17 protein-coding genes are annotated in these 17,326 nt (G+C 72.4%); 5 read left to right on the top strand and 12 right to left on the bottom strand.

What is annotated here, in order from left to right; all coding sequences use genetic code 11:
• Positions 1-10 precede the first annotated feature (10 nt).
• The 6 genes from DFH01_RS22770 to DFH01_RS22745 all read right to left on the bottom strand — a co-directional run bounded on the left by DFH01_RS22770 (position 11) and on the right by DFH01_RS22745 (position 5,613).
• Positions 11-781, bottom strand: coding sequence for a DUF1194 domain-containing protein (locus DFH01_RS22770; RefSeq protein WP_109872784.1), 771 nt, complete (start codon positions 779-781; stop codon positions 11-13).
• A gap of 336 nt (positions 782-1,117) precedes the next feature.
• Positions 1,118-2,245, bottom strand: coding sequence for an OmpA family protein (locus DFH01_RS22765; protein ID WP_109872783.1), 1,128 nt, complete (start codon positions 2,243-2,245; stop codon positions 1,118-1,120).
• A 202-nt stretch (positions 2,246-2,447) separates the two neighbouring features.
• Positions 2,448-3,560, bottom strand: coding sequence for an OmpA family protein (locus DFH01_RS22760; protein WP_109872782.1), 1,113 nt, complete (start codon positions 3,558-3,560; stop codon positions 2,448-2,450).
• Positions 3,561-3,779: 219 nt separating this feature from the next.
• Complete coding sequence (locus DFH01_RS22755; RefSeq protein WP_109872781.1) at positions 3,780-4,904, bottom strand: 5-(carboxyamino)imidazole ribonucleotide synthase; 1,125 nt, start codon at positions 4,902-4,904, stop codon at positions 3,780-3,782.
• Positions 4,901-5,392, bottom strand: a complete 492-nt coding sequence (gene purE / locus DFH01_RS22750) for a 5-(carboxyamino)imidazole ribonucleotide mutase (protein ID WP_442899724.1) — start codon at positions 5,390-5,392, stop codon at positions 4,901-4,903. Before purE ends, DFH01_RS22755 begins: the two co-directional genes overlap by 4 nt.
• 20 nt (positions 5,393-5,412) lie before the next feature.
• On the bottom strand, positions 5,413-5,613 hold the full coding sequence (locus DFH01_RS22745; protein WP_109872780.1) for a YdcH family protein: 201 nt from the start codon (positions 5,611-5,613) through the stop codon (positions 5,413-5,415).
• 250 nt (positions 5,614-5,863) lie between these two features.
• Between DFH01_RS22745 and DFH01_RS28325 the strand changes: the two genes are divergently transcribed.
• From DFH01_RS28325 to DFH01_RS22730, 3 genes are all read left to right on the top strand, one after another.
• Entirely contained in the window at positions 5,864-6,040 is a 177-nt protein-coding gene (locus DFH01_RS28325) for a YdcH family protein (protein ID WP_158287865.1), read from the top strand.
• A 193-nt stretch (positions 6,041-6,233) separates the two neighbouring features.
• Entirely contained in the window at positions 6,234-6,995 is a 762-nt protein-coding gene (locus DFH01_RS22735) for a hypothetical protein (protein WP_146217123.1), read from the top strand.
• 33 nt (positions 6,996-7,028) lie between these two features.
• A complete protein-coding gene (locus DFH01_RS22730; protein WP_199231355.1) occupies positions 7,029-7,697 on the top strand; it encodes a hypothetical protein in 669 nt (222 codons plus the stop codon).
• On the opposite strand, the gene DFH01_RS22725 is transcribed toward DFH01_RS22730, so the two are convergent.
• The 4 genes from DFH01_RS22725 to DFH01_RS22710 form a co-directional block, all read right to left on the bottom strand.
• A complete protein-coding gene (locus DFH01_RS22725) occupies positions 7,607-8,368 on the bottom strand; it encodes a DUF1194 domain-containing protein (protein WP_109872777.1) in 762 nt (253 codons plus the stop codon). The genes DFH01_RS22730 and DFH01_RS22725 overlap by 91 nt on opposite strands.
• Positions 8,369-8,552: 184 nt before the next feature.
• Positions 8,553-11,636: an FG-GAP-like repeat-containing protein gene (locus DFH01_RS22720; RefSeq protein WP_109872776.1), complete on the bottom strand. Its 3,084-nt coding sequence runs from the start codon at positions 11,634-11,636 to the stop codon at positions 8,553-8,555.
• Positions 11,637-11,820: 184 nt separating this feature from the next.
• Positions 11,821-12,801, bottom strand: a complete 981-nt coding sequence (locus DFH01_RS22715) for a Bug family tripartite tricarboxylate transporter substrate binding protein (RefSeq protein ID WP_158287864.1) — start codon at positions 12,799-12,801, stop codon at positions 11,821-11,823.
• A gap of 70 nt (positions 12,802-12,871) precedes the next feature.
• Positions 12,872-13,963 (bottom strand): NAD/NADP octopine/nopaline dehydrogenase family protein, encoded by a 1,092-nt coding sequence (locus DFH01_RS22710; RefSeq protein WP_146217122.1) that lies wholly within the window; start codon positions 13,961-13,963, stop codon positions 12,872-12,874.
• A 72-nt stretch (positions 13,964-14,035) separates the two neighbouring features.
• Here DFH01_RS22710 and DFH01_RS22705 point away from each other — a divergent pair, with 72 nt between their 5' ends.
• Both DFH01_RS22705 and DFH01_RS22700 read left to right on the top strand, forming a co-directional pair.
• The gene (locus DFH01_RS22705; RefSeq protein ID WP_109872773.1) at positions 14,036-15,022 is read left to right on the top strand and encodes a Bug family tripartite tricarboxylate transporter substrate binding protein; all 987 of its coding nucleotides are present in this window, start codon (positions 14,036-14,038) and stop codon (positions 15,020-15,022) included.
• 124 nt (positions 15,023-15,146) lie between these two features.
• On the top strand, positions 15,147-16,232 hold the full coding sequence (locus tag DFH01_RS22700) for a class I SAM-dependent methyltransferase (protein ID WP_109872772.1): 1,086 nt from the start codon (positions 15,147-15,149) through the stop codon (positions 16,230-16,232).
• A 15-nt stretch (positions 16,233-16,247) separates the two neighbouring features.
• On the opposite strand, the gene DFH01_RS22695 is transcribed toward DFH01_RS22700, so the two are convergent.
• Both DFH01_RS22695 and DFH01_RS22690 read right to left on the bottom strand, forming a co-directional pair.
• Complete coding sequence (locus DFH01_RS22695; RefSeq protein ID WP_109872771.1) at positions 16,248-16,820, bottom strand: peroxidase-related enzyme; 573 nt, start codon at positions 16,818-16,820, stop codon at positions 16,248-16,250.
• A complete protein-coding gene (locus tag DFH01_RS22690; RefSeq protein ID WP_109872770.1) occupies positions 16,817-17,311 on the bottom strand; it encodes a CMD domain-containing protein in 495 nt (164 codons plus the stop codon). The genes DFH01_RS22695 and DFH01_RS22690 overlap by 4 nt, the downstream gene beginning before the upstream one ends.
• Positions 17,312-17,326: the final 15 nt, after the last annotated feature.

Below are 17,326 nucleotides of genomic sequence, written 5' to 3'. Positions count from 1 at the left end.
GCCGGGCGCCTCAGGCGAATGCGCGTTCCACCAGCGGCCCGGGCGGCGGGGCGGCGGCGATCTCGCGGATGATCTTGCGCTTCACCGCCGTCTCGAAGGCGTCGAAGCCTTCGGCGACCATCAGGAAAGCGCCCGGCCCGCCGATCACTTCCGTCCTGTAGTAGTCGTCGAGCGGCGGCAGGCCGGCCGACCAGGGCTGCGGCGTGCGGTCCAGCACCGCCAGCCCGTTCAGCACGATTCCCTTCTCCAGCGCATCCGCCCGCGCATCGGCCAGCGGCCGGCCGGAGTTGTTCACGCCGTCGCCGGAGATGTCCACGACCTTGCGCGTGCCCTCGTAGCGCTGGCCGAACAGCCTGGCGGCGTAGTCCATCGCGCCGGAGATCGAGGTGTAGAGCCAGGCGCGCCGCGGCGCCGCATCGATCGTCGCGGCCACGCGCTCCCCGGCCGCGGCGCCGTCGATCTTCGTCCAGGGCACGACCATCTCCTGGATGTGCCAGTCCGACCAGGTGAACATCGTCACGCCGATCTGGCCGAGCGGACCGCCCGCGATGCCCTCGATCAGCTTCGGGTCGCGGAAGGCGGCGGCATAGCCGGCGAATTGCAGCTCCTGCTCCTCCTGGTCCACCGAGCGGCTCACATCCACGGCGAGGACGAGTTCGACATCCACCGGCTCCTGCTCGCTGGCCCGCGCGCGGGTGGTGAGCAGCAGCGGGGCCGCAAGCGCGGCGCCGAGGAGCGAACGGCGGCGGAGGCGGGAAGCGACCGGGGAGGGGAGGATCATGCAAGCGCCTTTCCAGGGTCCCGAAGGACCGACCGTCATGGCCGCCTGGCGCTTAACTCCTCGGACATTGCATGTACCGCCCGTGGACAGGGCAATCAACAGGTGAGTGCGTGCGAATTTGTCCGCCGATGAGGCGAGTGCCGACTGTTTAGGCAACGGTTGCGGCGTCGGCTCAGGAGTCCGGCACAGATGAAGGCGCGGTGCCGGTCCGCGCCCGTCTGGTCTCGCCTCCCTCCCGGCGTCAAGCGCGAAGCGCGGGGCCGCGGAGCATGCGGACATGCAAAAGGGGGCGCCTTTCGGCGCCCCCTCGGTCGGATTCGCGATTCGCGCCGCGCGTCAGCGCAGCACGATCTCGACGCGCCGGTTCTGCGGCTCCCGCACGCCCGGCCCGGTCGGGACCAGCAGGCGGGTGAAGCCGAAGCCCTGGATGACCATGGAGGAGCGCGGCACGCCCAGCCGCTCCAGCTCGGCGGCCACGGCATTGGCGCGGCGCACCGACAGGCCCTGGTTGTAGCTGGCGGAGCCGACCGTGTCGGTGTGGCCCGACACCTCGATCCGGGTCACCCCGGCCGACCGCGAGCTGTTCGCCGCCTCGGCGATGATCTGCCGCGCGCGCTCGGTCAGGTTGGCGCGGTCGAAGTCGAAGAAGACCAGGAAGGTGCGCGCCGGGGCCGGCGCGGCGGCCGGCACCACCGGCGGCGGCGGCGGGGTCACGCCGAAGGTGTAGCGGACGCCGAGCAGGAAGGTGTTGCTGGCGTTCTCGACCTCCGCCGAGCCGCGCGAGAACCCGGCCGGCTGGTAGCGCGTTGCGTTGAGCTCGTTGTCGAGGGTCGCGAAGTAGCGATACTCGGCGGTCAGCGCGAGGCCGGGCACGGAGCCGATCGGCATGCTCGCACCGACGATGAACTGGTAGGCGAACTGCCCGTCATCGCCGGCGATGTTCGTCTGGTTCGGGAAGGGCGCGGGCGAGCCGTTCGTGGTGGTCGTCAGCTGGTCATAGGAGGTGATGGCATAGCCGATGCCAGCGCCGACATAGGGGATGACCGGCCAGTCCACGCGGAAATCGTAGTAGGCGTTCGCCATGAAGGCGTAGGTGCTCGCCATGCCGGCGGAGCGCCAATACTGCTGGCGGCCGAGCCCGCCGACGCTGTCGACGTTGTCGGACCGGAAGCTGAACTCGCCCTCGAGCCGCAGGCCGTTGCCGAAGCCGTAGCCCATGTTGAGGATCAGGGCGTAGCCCGGATCCCAGCTCGCCGAGCCGTTCTGGTTGCCGATGCCCACGCCGAAGGGTCCGGTCACCGCGCCGCCGGAGAGGGTGATGTCGGAATCGGTCCGGAGATTCACGCCCGCCGCGGCGCCCACATAGAAGCCTGCGAGGTTGAGACCGAAAGGCGCGGTCTGCGCCTGGGCGGCGACGGGCAGCATCAGCGCGGTGGCGGCGAGAGCCGCCTTCTTCCAGGACATGCGGAATCTCCCCTCCGTGGGCTTCAGAAAAGCGAATCGGCCGATGCCTCGTCGCAAGCGCCGATTACTGAAACGAGTAGAATAAGGCGTCTGCTTTCACAAGCACGGAGGCCTGTTCGCGCCGCGTATCGAGCCGCTGTGATCAAACGAAAAGGGGCGCCTTGCGGCGCCCCTTCCCGACTTCCGGCCCTGAGGCCTGCCGTCAGCGGAGGACGATCTCCACGCGGCGGTTCTGCGGCTCGCGCACGCCGTCCGCGGTCGGGACCAGCGGGCGGGTTTCGCCGAAGGCCTGGATGACCATCGCGGAGCGCGGAACGCCACGGCGCTCGAGCTCGGCGGCCACCGCATCGGCGCGACGCTGCGAGAGGCCCATGTTGTACTGCGGCGTGCCGGAGCGGTCGGCGTGGCCGGCCACCTCGATCCGCGTCGTGCCGACGCGCTGCGCGTTCTGCGCCGCCTCGGCGATGATCTGGCGGGCGCGCTCGGTCAGGTTCGCGCGATCCCAGTCGAAGAAGACCAGGAAGGTGCGGGCCGGAGCCGGGGCGGCAGCCGGGGCAACGACCGGCGGCGGCGGCGGGGCCGCGTTGAAGGCGTAGCGGACGCCGATCAGCAGGCTCCAGTTGGCGTTGTCAGCCTCGAAGGCGCCGCGCTGCGTGGCCTGGCCGTTCGCGGTGCGGATCGTCGCATCCACGTCGTCCGACAGGGTCGCGAAGTAGCGGCCCTCGGCGGTGATCGCGAGGCCCGGCACCGAAGCGATCGGGAAGGCCGCGCCGACGATCGCCTGGTAGGCGAAGTTGCCGTTGTCGCCGTCGAGGTTGATCTGCGAGCCGGTCACCGAGTTGCGGATGTTGACGCTGTCCCAGTTCTGGATCGCGTAGCCGATACCGGCGCCGATGTAGGGAACGACGAAGGCGCCGGGGCCCATGTTGAAGTCATACAGGACGTTCGCCATCACGCCGTAGGACTGCACGCTGCCGCCCTGGCTGCGCGGCGCCGCGATGCCCGAGAAGCCCGAGATGCCGTCGATCTCGTTGTCGCGGTAGTTGCCCTCGATCTCGGCGCGGACGCCGTTGCCGAAGCCGTAGCCGAGGCTCAGGACGCCGACCCAGCCCGTGTTGAAGCTGGCGTCGCCGGTCTGGCCGATGCCGGACGCGCCGAGCACCGAGCGGATCGCGCCCTGCGAGGTGAGGGTGCTGTCCTGCAGCCAGTTCGCACCAAGGCCGCCGGCGATGTAGAGGCCGCTGACGGGCTGCGCCTGCGCGGCGACCGGCAGGGCCAGCACCGTCGCGGCGAGAAGGGCCTTCTTCAGGCTCATGTGGAATTCTCCTCGAACCAATCCGTTGCACCGCCGCGATGTCCGCCGCCCCGCCGGCTTCCCCGCGGGCATCTGCCCGATGGAAGCGGCGCCAGGCGGCTCATTCCCCTGGCGGTGCATGCGCAGCAACCTATCACCGGAAACGGAGCACTGACAGCGCGAGTGGAACGGAATTGCCGGACTGTGGCTGTTACGCCACAGCGCGACATTGCCGCCACGTCACCCCGGGGCGAGCAGCCCCGGATCGGACGCCGCCGCAACGGTTCCCCCCGGCAGCAGGCGCGTCGCATGGCCAAGCTTGCGGCCCGGCCGCGCCTCGGCCTTGCCGTAGAGATGCAGCGCGACGCCGGGCATGGCCGCGAGGTCATGCCAGCGACCGAAGGACTCGGGCCCGACCAGGTTCTTCATCACCGCTTCGTGATGTCTATCCGGATCGGGCAGGGGCAGTCCGGCCACCGCGCGCACATGCATCTCGAACTGCCCGCACAGGCAGGCATCTATCGTCCAGTGGCCGGAATTGTGCGGCCGCGGCGCCATCTCGTTGGCCAGCAGGCGGCCATCGGGCAGCAGGAACATCTCCAGCGCCAGCAGCCCCACCAGCCCGAGCGCTTCGGCCAGCCGCGCCACATGCCCCCGCGCCGCCGCCGCCACCGCCTCCGGCACCGGCGCCGGGGCGATCGAGATGTCGAGGATGTGGTGCGCGTGGCGGTTCTCGGTGGCGTCGAAGGTCACCACCGTGCCATCCGCGCCGCGGGCCGCGATGGCCGAGATCTCCCGCTCGAACGCCACGAACCCTTCCAGCACCAGCGGCCGCGGCGCCAGCCTCTCCCAGGCGGGGTCGAGGTCCTCCGGCCGGCGCAGCACCGCCTGGCCGCGACCGTCATAGCCGAGTCGCGTGGTCTTCAGCACCGCCGGCAGCCCGATCGCCGCCACCGCCGCGTCCAGCTCGGCGCGCGTCCGCACCTCCCGCCAGGGCGCGACGGCGAGGCCCGCCGATTCGCAGAAGCGCTTCTCCAGCACCCGGTCCTGGCCGATCCGCAGCGACTCGACCCCCGGCCGGCACGGCACCAGCGGCGCCAGGATGTCGAGCGTGGCGGCCGGCACGTTCTCGAACTCGAAGGTCACCACGTCCACCGAAGCGGCGAAGGCGGCAAGCGCGGCCGCATCCTCATAGGGTGCGACGCTGCGCGCGGCGGCCACCTGCATCGCCGGGCTGTCGGCCTCCGGCGCATAGACATGGCAGCGATAGCCGAGCCGTGCCGCGGCCAGCGCCGACATCCGCCCGAGCTGCCCGCCGCCCAGGATGCCGATGGTGGAGCCCGGCGGCAGCGGCCCGGCGCTCATGCCGGCGCCTCCGGCACCGCCTCGGTCTGCGCCTGCCGCCAGGCAACGAGCCGCCGCGCCAGCGCCGGGTCGGCCAGGGCCAGAATCGCCGCCGCCAGCAGCGCGGCGTTCACCGCCCCGGCCCGCCCGATCGCCAGCGTCCCCACCGGGATGCCCGCCGGCATCTGCACGATGGAGAGCAGGCTGTCCTGCCCCTTCAGCGCGTGGCTCTCCACCGGCACGCCCAGCACCGGCAGCTCGGTGAGGGAGGCCGCCATGCCCGGCAGATGCGCCGCGCCGCCGGCGCCCGCGATGATCACTTTCAGCCCCCGCCCTGCAGCACCGCCGGCATAGTCGTAGAGCCGCCGCGGCGTGCGGTGCGCGGAGACGACGCGGGATTCGAACGGCACGCCGAGGCGCTCCAGCGTCTCCGCCGCGTGGCGCATCGTCTCCCAGTCGGAGGTCGAGCCCATGATCAGGCCGACCAGCGGCGCGGTCTCGGGCATCATCGATCTTCCACGCTCGGCATCTACGCGATCACGTCGGGGATCAGCCGGCTCTCGAGCCAGGCGATCTCGTCCTTCAGCTTCAGCTTGCGCTTCTTCAGCCGCTGCAGCTGCAGCGCATCCGCCCCCGTCTCGCCCAGCCGGGTGATCACCGTATCCAGGTCACGATGCTCGCTGCGCAATTCGTGCAGACGACGCAGGAGGCTGTCGCGGTCGGCCAGCATGCGCCCCCGGATCCGATCTTTCGTTGCGGCACCCGGCGCCCGCCGCCCCGAAAGGGGCCGGACGGACCGGGGGCGGGCCGAAGAAACCCTGGACCCCGCCGCCAGGGGGAATAACATGCGGGGCGTGGGGGCAGAAGTGACGGATCGCGGGGAGCACGCGATGCGCGTGCCGGGGGTGCCGCCAGGCGGGCCGCCGGATCCCCCGGTCCGCCGCGGGCCCCTGCGGACAACGGACAGGGAAGACTTGCCCATGGCTGAGCTCGCCCGCCTTCGCGCCCTCGAGGAGCGTCACGCCGCGCTGGAGATGCGCATCGCCGAGGAGGACAACCGCCCCCGGCCCGATGCCGACCAGCTGAGCCGGATGAAGCGGGAAAAGCTGCGACTGAAGGAGGAGATGGAGCGGCTGCGGGGCCACAGGGTCCACTAGCCCGGTCTTTTGCCGCCCAGCCGGCGCTTCGGGCCGGCGCCATGACCGGGCTGCCCATGAGGGCGCCGGCCGTTGCGCTCGCGCTGCTGTGTGGCCTCGTGCCGGCGGCGCGACGAACAGCCGCCGGCCGCAACCGTTGAGACGTCACGCCGGGCGCATGCGCCGGCGCGGCGACGGCAACGGAGAGCGGATGATGCGCAGGGCGGTTGGCTTGATCGGCGCGGCGGCGGCCGCGGCGCTTCTCGTGCAGGGCGCGGCGCAGGCGCAGCCGCGTGCCCAGGACGTCAATCCAACCCCGATGCCGCCCGGCAGTCGCGCCGGGAACGCGCCGGCCATGAACCCCGGGCCGGGCGCCGCCGGCCCCGCCAACAACGTCCCTGGCGTGCGCGCGGAGCGCGTGAATCCCACCCCGATGGCGCCCGGCAGCGTCGCCGGCAACGCCCCGGGGATGAACCCCGGCACCGCCGCCGGTGCTCCCGATCATCAGTCCGGCACGCGGGCGCAGCAGGTGAACCCCTCGCCGATGCCGCCTGGCAGCGTGGCCGGACAGGCACCGGGCATGAACCCGGCCGGAGCGACGCAGGGCACCCAGCCCGCCCAGACCAGCGGCACGACGCAGGGCACGCAGCCCACCCAGGCGACCGGCACCGCGCAAGGCACGCAGCCGGCCCAGACCACCGGCACGACACAGGGCAGCCAGCGCGCCCCGGCGGCCGGCGCTGCCACGCCGGGCCGTGCCGTCGAAGGTGGTGGTGCAACCTCCTCCGGGCTGGAGCCGGGCGCCAACTCCTTCACCGCGGAGCAGGCCCGCGAGCGCATCGGCGAAGCCGGATTCGGCGATGTCCAGCAACTGCGCCTCGACGAGCAGGGCATCTGGCGTGGCCGCGCCGTCCGTGACGGCCAGCCGACCGGCGTGGCGATGGATTTCCGCGGCCGGATCGCGCCCACGCCCTGAGCCTGCCGGCGCAACCGAACGGAAGGATCCGACATGGCGATACGCAGCATCGCGCGACTCTACGACACCTCTGCAAGCGCCCATGCGGCGGTGGCCGCGCTGGAAGCGGCGGGCTTCGCGCAGGGCGACATCAGCTACATGGGCCCGGAGCGCGACCGGGTGGTCGAGGCGAACCGCGGCGACACCGGTGCCGCCCCCGGTGCCGCAACCGGCGCCACCTTCGGCACGCTGCTTGGTGGCGGCGCCGGCCTGCTGGCGGGCCTCGGCGCGCTGGCCATTCCGGGCGTCGGCCCGGTCGTGGCGGCGGGCTGGCTGGTCGCGACGCTCACCGGCGCCGGCGCCGGCGCCGCGGCGGGCGGTCTGCTCGGCGGCCTGGTTTCCGCCGGCTTCGGGGAGGAGGAGGCCGGCACCTATTCCGAGGGCTTGCGCCGCGGCGGCCACCTGGTCGTGGTGCGCGCGCCGGAGCGCCGCGCCGACGAGGCCGAGCGCATCCTCGACGGCCACGGCCCGGTGGACATGCATCGCCGCACCGAGGACTGGCGCCGCGAGGGCTGGGCCGGCGGCGCGGGCAATGTCAGCAGCGGCACCGTGGGCGGCCCGATGCCAGCCTCCTATCGCGGCGGCGTGGACACCACCGGCCTCGGCGACAGCCTTCCCGGCGCGAACGACCCGAGGCGCGGCAAGCGCGGCGACGTGGCGTAGGCCTGCCCGGCGTCAACGCCGCGCGCCTCGCGCCGCCGGATGGCGGTGAGTTCCGTCACCGCCTTGCGCTGGAAGGCGAGGGCGAAGCCTTCCTCCTCGGTCGCGACCCGCACGAAGCCGGTCGCGACATGGCTGCGCAGCCAGGCCTCCGCCTCCGCCAGGCCCGCCGCCGCCTCGGCCTCCGTCATGTCGCCCCGGGGCGGCGGGAACAGGATCGCGTTGATCGTCACGTCCTCGGCGAGCGCCGCCTCGCGCGCCTTCGCCGCCGGCAGCCGTGGCGTCGTCTCGATCCCGTCCGTGGAGATGTCGATCAGCCGGGCCTGTGGCGCGCAGGGCGCGAAGGAGAGTTCCCGCATGGCGCTCGCAACGGCATGGCCGACCGCCGTGTTGCCGGTGCGGTCGGACCGTTGCAGCGCGCGGAACCGCGCGGCGAACCGTGTGGCGTCCGCCCGGTCCCGCAGCAGCGTCCATTCCAGCCGCACCAGCGCGACGAAGGCGAATTCCATCACCATGGCCGCGACGGCGCCCTGTTCCTCGATGGCGCGCGTCACCTGGCTCGTCTCGAAGGCCGAGGCGGTGCCGTCGCGCTGGGCGACGTAGAGCCGGTCGGACACCGAGGCCGAGGTGTCCAGCAGCAGCACGATGGCCGCGAGGCAATCGGGCGACGCCATGGCCGTCTCTCCCACGGCGTCGGCGCGCGATGGCCGCGTGCCGAGCCGCGCAAGAGCATCGCTCAACGCTCAGGCGGAACGTCACAAGATGTCGTGAATGCCACAACCGGCGGACAAGATTCGATGGGCGCTGGCCCGGGACATGCCGGGCCGCTCCGCGATCCCCGATTTGGCTTCAGGCCGGCTACAGGATCCAGATGTCGCCGGCGGCGAGTTCCGCTCCCCCAGCGAGCCTGGCGATGATGACGCCCGCGCCCGCGCCCGACCCGTCGGCGTCGAAGAACAGGGTTCCGGTGGCGATGACCTGGGTGAATTGCCACTCGCCTGCCTCAGCCGTGGCGAGTCCGTCCGCGGTTCGCTGGAAGCGCGCCACGCCGAGCGGCGTCACCAGGCCATCCAGGTTGCCGGTCGGCAGGCCGAAGCCGATGGCGTCAAGCGCAAGCCGATCCTCGCCCGAGACGAAGCCGACGATGGTGTCGCGCGCCTGCATCGGCGCGCCGATGCGGAAGCTGTCCTCGCCGGCGCCGCCGATGAGCCTGTTCGCGCCGCCCTGGCCGAAGAGCGTGTCGTTACCCGCGCCGCCGAAGAGCGTGTCGTCGCCATTGCTGCCGGTCAGCAGGTTCGACCCGTCATTGCCGATGAGGACGCCGGAGGTCCAGCACGCCCCGTCGATGTCCGCCGTGCCGACCAGGCGCAACGCCTCGAGATAGAAATGCAGCGTGTAGCTGACCGACGCGACGACAAGGTCATGCCCACCCGCGCCGGCGTCGAACTCATCGACATAGTCGCCGATGCTGTCGACGACATAGAGGTCGTTCCCCGCCCCGCCATGCATCGTGTCGTTGCCGGCGCCGCCATCCAGCGTGTCATCGCCGTCGAGGCCGAACATCCGGTTGGCGCCGGCATTCCCGAACAACCGGTTGTCCAGTGCATTGCCCGTCGCGATGCGGCCTGCCGTGCCGATCAGCCGGAGATCCTCGAAATTGTCGCCCAGCGTCCAGTCCACCGCGGAACGGACCAGATCGTGGCCATCCGCGCCCGCTTCGATGAGGATGTCCTGCGGTTCGCCGACGCGGTACACGTCGTTGCCGGGCCCGCCCTGCATCAGGTCGGCGCCGGTCCCGCCATTCAGCGTATCGTCGCCGCCCTCGCCGCGCAGCGTGTCGCCGCCGCCGCCGCCGTCCAGGGCGTTCGGATCGGCATCGCCGACGACCAGCACGCCGGCGGGCGGGTTCCCATACGGCACCACCGCCAGCACGACGGTCGCGTTCCCCTGCGTGAAGCTGCGCGTCGCGCCCTGAAGCCCGCCATCGGTCCAGCCACCATCCGCCAGATCGAGCGTATCGTCCGGATTGGCGGTGACCCGCAGCGTGTTCGACGTATCGGAAAGGTTCAGCACCTCCCGCTGCGTGAGGCGCAGCGTGTTGGCGCCGCTGCCGGTGATGTCGATCGCCTCGATTCCGGTCAGCAGCGTGTCGGGGATCTGCGACAGGTCGAGCGTGAGGTCGGCGCCGTCGAGCGCCAGCGTGTCGTCGCCACGATCGCCCTCGACGCGCCGATCCGCGAGGTCCGCGATGCGCAGGAGATCGTCGCCGGCCCCACCCTTCAGCACATCCTTGCCGCGGCCGCCGAGCAGCGTATCGTCACCGAGTCCGCCGACCATCACGTCATCGCCATCCGTGCCGGAAAGCACCTCGGCCGCGGCGGTGCCAAGCTGCGTGACCGAGGCGGTGAAGTCCCGGCCGAACACCACATAGCTGCTGCCGGCGTCGGGCTTCGTGTTGTCCGGCCCGTCGGCCCCGTGTGCACCGATGACCAGTTCATCGAAGCCATCGCCGTTGATGTCGCCCGCCGATGCAACCGAACGGCCGGCGGAGTCGCCCGGATCCTGCCCGTAGATCGCAAAGCCGCCGATGCCCGCGGCGATGTCGGACAGCCGGATGTTGACGCCGCCTGCGTCGGCACGCCCGAACACCACATAGGCTTCGCCGGAATCGCGCCTCATGTTGCCGGCGCCATCGCCGCCCGGCGCACCGATGACGAGGTCATCGAAGCCGTCGCCATTCACATCGCCCGCGGAGGCGACCGACATGCCCGCCCGGTCATTCGCTTCCTGCACCAGCAGGGCGAAGTTGCCGGCCGTGGGAGCCGTCTGATCCAGCTCGATCGCGGCGCCGAAGCCTTCGGCGCGCCCCAGCACGACATGCACCGGCGGCCCGCCCCAGTAATTCCCCATGACCAGGTCGGCATGGCCATCGGCGTTGATGTCGCCGGCCCCGCTCACGGAGAACCCGAACCGGGTCGTCGTCCAGTTGTCCTGCGTGATGGCGAAGCCGCCATCGCCCATCGCGACGCGGGCCAGGTCGATCAGCCCACCCTGTGTCCCATAGACGACATAGGCGGCACCATCGCCGCTGCCCGACAGCGCGTACAGGCCGGGCGCGCCGATGATGATGTCGTCCAGCCCGTCGGTATTGAGGTCGCCGGCAAGCGCTGCAGCCTGGCCCGATCGGATCGATGCAAAGGCGCCGGGGATGTAGATGCCCTCGCTGCTGGTTCCGGAAGCGATGCCCGCAAGGTCGACCGGGCCGGAGAAGCCCTGGGCACGGCCGAACACGATGTAGGTGTCGCCTGCGGACGCCTTGCCGTCGCCGTCGGCGTCGCCTTCCGGCGCCCCGATCACCAGGTCCGCGATGCCATCGCCATTCACGTCGCCGGCGCCCGCCACCGCGCTGCCGGAGAGATCGCCCGCGCCCGGGCCGTTCAGCGCGAAGCCCAGCGTCCCGAGCGCCGCGAGGTCCATGGCAGGGCCAAGCCCGCTGGATCGGCCGAGCACGACGAAGCTGTCGCCCGCGAGGTAGCGCGTGTTGTCGGGCCCGTCCGCCTCGGCGGCGCCGATGAGCACGTCGTCCAGCCCGTCGTTGTTCACGTCGCCGGCCGCGGCCACGGGCTGCCCGGAAAGGTCCCCGGCGTCCTGGCCATGGATCACGAAGCCACCGATGCCGGCGGCAAGCGTCGCGGCATCGATCGGCTCGGCGAAGCCTTCGGACCTGCCGAGCAGCACATAGCTGTCGCCGGCGTTCGTCTTCGCATTGCCTGCCGCGTCGGCGAGCCGGGCGCCCAGGATCAGGTCGTCGAAACCATCCCCGTTCAGGTCACCGGCTGAGGTGCCCGAGAAGCCGAGCTGATCGTTCGCATCCTGACCCTGCACGACAAAGCCGCCGATGCCGGCGGCGACGGCCGCGAGGTCGATTGCCGTGATCGCCATGAAACGAGCATCGCGCCGCGGTGGGTCACGGTCAAATCATGCAGCCGGAAAACGCCTGTCGGATGCGCCAGGATTCCCACCGCTGGAATCATGGCATTCGCCGCGCGTCACGCCCGCGACGCAACGCCTTCCGCCGAGGCCGTCAGCGCCCTCCCTGCGCGGCAACGGGGCATGCGACCCGGTTTCAGTCCACGCTCAGCGCCAGGGGCGCCGTGACGCGGGTCCAGCGCGCGAGGTCGTCGCGCAGAAGCGCGCCGAACTCGGCCGGGCCGCCGCCATTGGCGATCGCGCCGAGCGCGCCGAGCCGGGGCTTCACCATCTCGCTCTCGAGGGCGCGGCCGAACTCGACGCGCCAGCGCTCCACGGCCTGCGGCGACGTGCCCGCCGGTGCGGCGAGGCCGGTCCAGATCGATGCCTCGAAGTCGCGCATCCCGCCCTCGATCATCGTGGGCACGGCGGGCATCGCCGGGAAGCGCTCGCGCGAGGTCACCGCCACCACGCGCAGCTGCCCGCCGGTGAAGCCGAGCACCGAAGGGACGGAGACGAACATCAGCGCGATGCGCGAGGCCATGAGGTCGGTGAAGGCCTGCACCGCGCCGCGATAGGGCACGTGCTCCAGGTTCAGCCGCTCGCGCGCCTTCACGTCCTCCATGATCAGGTGGGTGTTGGTGCCGGTTCCGGTGCTGCCATAGGGCAGCGGCTGCGGCGCGTTGCGGCAGTATTCCAGGAGCGAGGGGAGGTCGCGCGGCGGCAGGTCCGGTGCGGCCAGCAGCGCCACCGGGCTGTCGGTCAAGTGCATCACGGGCGCGAAGTCCGTGATCGGGTCGTAGGAGAGGCGACGCCCGATCGCCTTGGCGATGGTGAGCTGGCCGGCCGTGGCCAGCAGCAGTGTCGTGCCGTCCGGCGCCGCCCGCGCGACCGTCTCCGCGCCGAGCACGCCGCCCGCGCCGCCGCGGTTCTCCACGACGACGTTCTGCCCGACCGCGGGACCGACGGCCTGGGCGAAGAGACGGCCGAGCACATCCTGCGCACCGCCAGGCGCGAAGGGCACGACGAGGCGAACAGGGCGGTCCGGCGCCCAGGGCGCCTGCGCGCGCGCCAGCATCGGTGTGGCGATCGTGCCGGCGAGCAGCAGGCGGCGGGTCGGGCGGGCGGCCGTCGTCATCTCGGTGCGTCCTTGTCGAGCCGGAACGGCGAGCGTGCCGCGCGCCATGGCGGAACGCAATGCGCGTCGCTCAGCGCCCGATCCCCTCGCGCAGCAGTCGCGGCAATCCGGCGGCGTCGAGCGCTTCGAGCAGCGGATTGGCGCGCAGGTCGCGGCCCCAGAGCACCTCCAGCACCGCGACCGTCGCCGCGGTGCGCGGCATCGCCACGCCGCGGCCCGCCGCCAGCCAGAGATAGAAGCTCAGCCCATAGGGCACGTCCTCGGTGACGTAGCGCGTCTCCATCTCCGCGGGGCCGAGGACGGCGCGGCCCGAGGCGGCGATCGCCGCACCCATCGCCGCGAGCCTGCCCTGCGGCACGCCGCTCGCGCGGTGCAGAGCCTCGGCCAGCGTGGGCACGACGTAGCCGAGGGCGGCGGCAAGCGCCGCGCGCTCCGCCTCCAGCGCGGACATCAGGCGGCAGGTGGCCTCGGTCATCAGCTCGTATTGCGGCCACGCCTCGCCGCGCTCGATGCGCGTGGCATTCGTCAGCGCGAGGGCGGCATGGATGATCGGATTGGCGTTCGCCAGCGCCGGCTGCAGCACGTCGGGCGCCGCCGGGCAGGCATGGCCGAACAGCGCCGTGGCGAGTGTCGCGATCTCCGGCGTGGCGGCCGCGGGCACCGCCGCCACGTCCACGGCAGCGCGGATCGCGGGGATGCGCACGCGATCCGGCGCGAGGCGGCGCGCGGTGAGCGGCGTCGTCGCCAGCGCGCCCACCGGCGCGCGCGGCCCGAGCCCTGCGCGCAGCGCCTCGAAGGCCAGCGGCGCGAGCGACGCGGCGGGCGCGATCAGCAGCGGCAGCCCGGCCGGCATGGCCTGCGCGATCCGCGGCAGCAGCGCGGGAAACGCATAGGCGGGCACCGCGAGCAGCACGGCATCGGCGCTGGCCAGCGCCTCCTCCAGCCCCTGAGCGACGCGCAGCGGGAAGACGCCCGACAACGCACCCTCCGCCGCGATCCTGCCGTCGAGGCCCATCGTGCCGCGGCCGGAGGGCGACCACAGCACCGCCTCGTGCCCGCGCGACGCCGCGAGCGCGGCCGCTGCGGGACCGATGGCGCCCGCGCCCAGCACGCTCAGCCGCATCGCCTTGCGTCCCTGCCCGTCATGGCGCCTCTCCCCCACGTCGTATTGCGCAGCCTCGCATCGCGCCTGCGGATCGCCTAGCTTCGCGCGAAGGGAGACGGAGGACCGCACATGACGATATCCCGTCGCATGGCGCTTTCCGCCCTGGCTGCCGCCGCGGCCGGCCCGGCCTTCGCGCAGGACGGCGCGGCCGGATGGCCCTCGCGCCCGGTCAGGATCATCGTGCCCGCGCCGGGCGGCGCCGGCACGGCCGATGCCCTGGCCCGCATTTTCGCGCAGGAGATGGAGAAGCGCGTCGGCCAGCGGGTGATCATCGAGAACCGCGGCGGCGCGGCCGGCAATGTCGGCGCGCTGGCGGCCGCGCGCTCCGCGCCGGACGGCTACACCATCCTCTGGACCTGGGCCGGCACGATGGCGACGAACCCCGCCATGTATGCCGACATGCCCTTCGACCCCCAGCGCGATTTCGCGCCGGTGATCCTGCTCGGCAGCGTGCCGAACATCCTGATCGTCAACAACGACTTCCCGGCGCGCGACCTCGCCGGTTTCGCGGCGCATGCCCGCGCCAATCCCGGCGCGATCAATCATGGCAGCACCGGCAACGGCTCCTCCATGCACCTCGCGGCGGAGCTCTTCGCCTCGCGCACCGGGACGCAGCTGACGCATGTGCCCTACACGGCGCCGGCGCAGGCGACGACGGACCTCATCTCCGGCCGCATCCAGGCGATGTTCAACCTGATCACCGGCGCGCAGCCGCTGGTGACCGCCGGGCGCGTGCGCGCGCTCGCCGTCCTGTCCGACACGCGCGTGCCGCAGCTGCCGGACGTGCCGACGACGGCGGAGCTCGGCATGCCGGGTCTCGCCTTCGGCACCTGGTTCTGCCTGATGCTGCCGCGCGGCGCCGATCCGGCGCTCGTGCAGCGCATCAACGCGCTGTCCAACGAGATCCTGTCCGACCCCGAGGCGCGCCAGCGGCTCGAGGCGGCTGGCATGGCGCTCGACGGCGGCGGCACGCCGGAGCGCCTCGCGCAGTACCTGCGCGAGGAGATCGCCCGCCACGCCGAGCTGGTGCGGATCTCCGGCGCGCGGGTGAACTGACCGCGCGGCGCAGTTCGGCCCGCGCACGCAGCCGTGCGCGCGCCGGCGCCTTCCGTCGTTGACCGTTCCGCGTGCGTCGGCGCAGCGTGCCGGCGCCGGGGTCATGCGACGCGGGAGGACACGCATGGGCAGCGCGGCCACGATCCAGCCGGGGATCGACGACGACAAGCTGAACTCGCTGGTGCACCAGATGCTGGGCGACCTCGGCGGCGCCGCCAGCGTCACGATGGTGCGCATGGGCGACGCGCTCGGCCTCTACCGGGCGCTCCGCGAGAACGGGCCGATGACCAGCGCGGAGCTGGCGCGCGCGGCGCGGGTGGATGAGCGCTACCTGCGCGAATGGCTCTCCCACCAGGCCGCGTCGAACTACCTCGCCTACGACCCGGAGAGCGGGCGCTTCGCGCTGACGCCCGAGCAGGCGATGATCTTCGCCGAGGACGACAGCCCGGTGAACATGCTGGGCGCCTTCGACCTGATGGCCGCGATGCAGCAGAGCCACCCGAAGGTGGAGGCCGCCTTCCGCTCCGGCGAGGGCGTGGCCTGGGGCGATCTCTCGGGCTGCCTGTGGTGCGCCACGGCGCGTTTCTTCCGGCCCGGCTACCACAACAACCTGGTGCAGTCCTGGCTACCCGCGCTGGAGGAGGTGAAGGCGAAGCTGGAGAACGGCGCGGAGGTCGCCGATGTCGGCTGCGGCGCCGGTTGGTCCACCGTGATCATGGCGAAGGCGTTCCCGAATTCGCGCTTCACCGGCTACGACTACCACCCGCCCTCGATCGAGTCCGCGCGCGAGCATGCGCGCGAGCACGGCGTCGAGGCGAATACGCGCTTCGAGGTGGCGCAGGCCACCGGAACGCCGGCCGATGGCCGCTTCGACCTGGTGACCTTCTTCGACTGCCTGCACGACATGGGCGACCCGGTGAGCGCGGCGGCGCATGTGCGCCGCATGCTGAAGCCGGACGGCAGCTGGATGGTGGTGGAGCCGATGGCAGGCGACCGGCTGGAGGACAATTTGAACCCTGTCGGCCGGCTCTACTACGCCGGCTCGACCATGATCTGCATCCCGACGTCCAAGTCGCAGGAGGTCGGCATGGCGCTCGGCGCGCAGGCCGGCGAGACGCGGCTGCGCGAGGTGATGGGCAAGGCCGGCTTCGGGCGCGTGCGCCGCGCCGCCGAGACGCCCTTCAACATGGTGCTGGAGGCGCGGCCATGACGCCGCGCGCCGGCGCTACATCTGCTTCGGCAGCAGCGGGTCGCCGAGCGTGAGCATCAGGCGGTTCGCGTTGGCGAACATCGCGACGGCATGGACGAGGTCGAGGATCTCGAGCTCGTCCAGCCCCGCCGCGCGCAGCTTCGCGATATCCTCGGCGGTAACCGCGCCGGGCGTGCGCGTCAGCGCTTCGGTGAAGGCTGCCACGGCTTGTCGGCGCGGATCGGGTTCCTCCGCCCAGCCCTCGTCGAGGATGCGCTGCATCGCGGGCTCGTCGCCGGTGAGCTCGACGAAGCGCTTCGCATGGACGGATGTGCAGAAGACGCAGCCATTCACCATGGAGACGACGGCCGTCGCCAGCTCGCGGTCCGCGCGCGGCAGGCCGCCTTCGGCATACATGACGATGTTGAACAGCGCGCCGCGCTCGCCGAGCGAGCCCGGATCGTGCGCCAGCGTCAGGAAATAGGCGGAGCGCCGCTGCGCGGGCGGGCAGGCGTCCAGCGCGGCAAGCTGCGCGGGCGTCGCGGTTTCGGCCTTCACCGGCTCCAGCCGCGGCCGCCAGCCGACCGCCTTCAGCGTGAAGCGGCTCATCGCGGCATCTCCTGCAGCATGGCGCGCAGGCCCGCGATGGCGCGCACCTGGTAGGGCACGAAGGCGATGAGCTGCGTCGCCGCGACGATATCGCGCGAGGTGAGGCCCATCGCGGCCAGCGCATCGAGGTCGGCGCGCGTCGTGCCCTCCGGCGCCAGCGCGACCTTGTCGGCATAGCGCAGCAGCGCGGCGAGGCGGCCTTCGCCTTGCGGCGCGCCGGGCGCCTCGACCTCTGCCGCCATCCCGGCGCCGCCGGCCGCGACCAGCAGCGCGCGGAAGCGCGCGGCCAGGGCGGCATCGCCTTCCTTCAGCGCAACGCGCAACGCCAGCGCCGCGCGCTCCGCGCGGCTCAGGCCGCCCGGATCCTCGGGCAGCAACAGCTCGCGGAACGCGCCCTCGGCATGGCGCAGCGCCTCCGGCCGGCGGCGCCGCAGCGCGCCGAGCGGGCTGTCGGGCGCGATGCCGAGCAGGCTGTCGATCAGGTCCGCCACGCCGGTTCCACTCCT

It is taken from the genome of Falsiroseomonas bella (genome assembly GCF_003173615.1).
In the GTDB taxonomy this organism is placed as follows: domain Bacteria; phylum Pseudomonadota; class Alphaproteobacteria; order Acetobacterales; family Acetobacteraceae; genus Falsiroseomonas; species Falsiroseomonas bella.
Note: the sequence above shows the minus strand (reverse complement) of the source record. Positions and strands in the feature narration are given on the sequence as shown.

Coding starts and splice junctions, on each gene's coding strand:
- DFH01_RS22770 (WP_109872784.1), bottom strand. CDS start 781: ATGATCCTCCCCTCCCCGGTCGCTTCCCGCCTCCGCCGCCGTTCGCTC.
- DFH01_RS22765 (WP_109872783.1), bottom strand. CDS start 2,245: ATGTCCTGGAAGAAGGCGGCTCTCGCCGCCACCGCGCTGATGCTGCCC.
- DFH01_RS22760 (WP_109872782.1), bottom strand. CDS start 3,560: ATGAGCCTGAAGAAGGCCCTTCTCGCCGCGACGGTGCTGGCCCTGCCG.
- DFH01_RS22755 (WP_109872781.1), bottom strand. CDS start 4,904: ATGAGCGCCGGGCCGCTGCCGCCGGGCTCCACCATCGGCATCCTGGGC.
- purE (WP_442899724.1), bottom strand. CDS start 5,392: ATGATGCCCGAGACCGCGCCGCTGGTCGGCCTGATCATGGGCTCGACC.
- DFH01_RS22745 (WP_109872780.1), bottom strand. CDS start 5,613: ATGCTGGCCGACCGCGACAGCCTCCTGCGTCGTCTGCACGAATTGCGC.
- DFH01_RS28325 (WP_158287865.1), top strand. CDS start 5,864: ATGGCTGAGCTCGCCCGCCTTCGCGCCCTCGAGGAGCGTCACGCCGCG.
- DFH01_RS22735 (WP_146217123.1), top strand. CDS start 6,234: ATGCGCAGGGCGGTTGGCTTGATCGGCGCGGCGGCGGCCGCGGCGCTT.
- DFH01_RS22730 (WP_199231355.1), top strand. CDS start 7,029: ATGGCGATACGCAGCATCGCGCGACTCTACGACACCTCTGCAAGCGCC.
- DFH01_RS22725 (WP_109872777.1), bottom strand. CDS start 8,368: ATGGCGTCGCCCGATTGCCTCGCGGCCATCGTGCTGCTGCTGGACACC.
- DFH01_RS22720 (WP_109872776.1), bottom strand. CDS start 11,636: ATGGCGATCACGGCAATCGACCTCGCGGCCGTCGCCGCCGGCATCGGC.
- DFH01_RS22715 (WP_158287864.1), bottom strand. CDS start 12,801: ATGACGACGGCCGCCCGCCCGACCCGCCGCCTGCTGCTCGCCGGCACG.
- DFH01_RS22705 (WP_109872773.1), top strand. CDS start 14,036: ATGACGATATCCCGTCGCATGGCGCTTTCCGCCCTGGCTGCCGCCGCG.
- DFH01_RS22700 (WP_109872772.1), top strand. CDS start 15,147: ATGGGCAGCGCGGCCACGATCCAGCCGGGGATCGACGACGACAAGCTG.
- DFH01_RS22695 (WP_109872771.1), bottom strand. CDS start 16,820: ATGAGCCGCTTCACGCTGAAGGCGGTCGGCTGGCGGCCGCGGCTGGAG.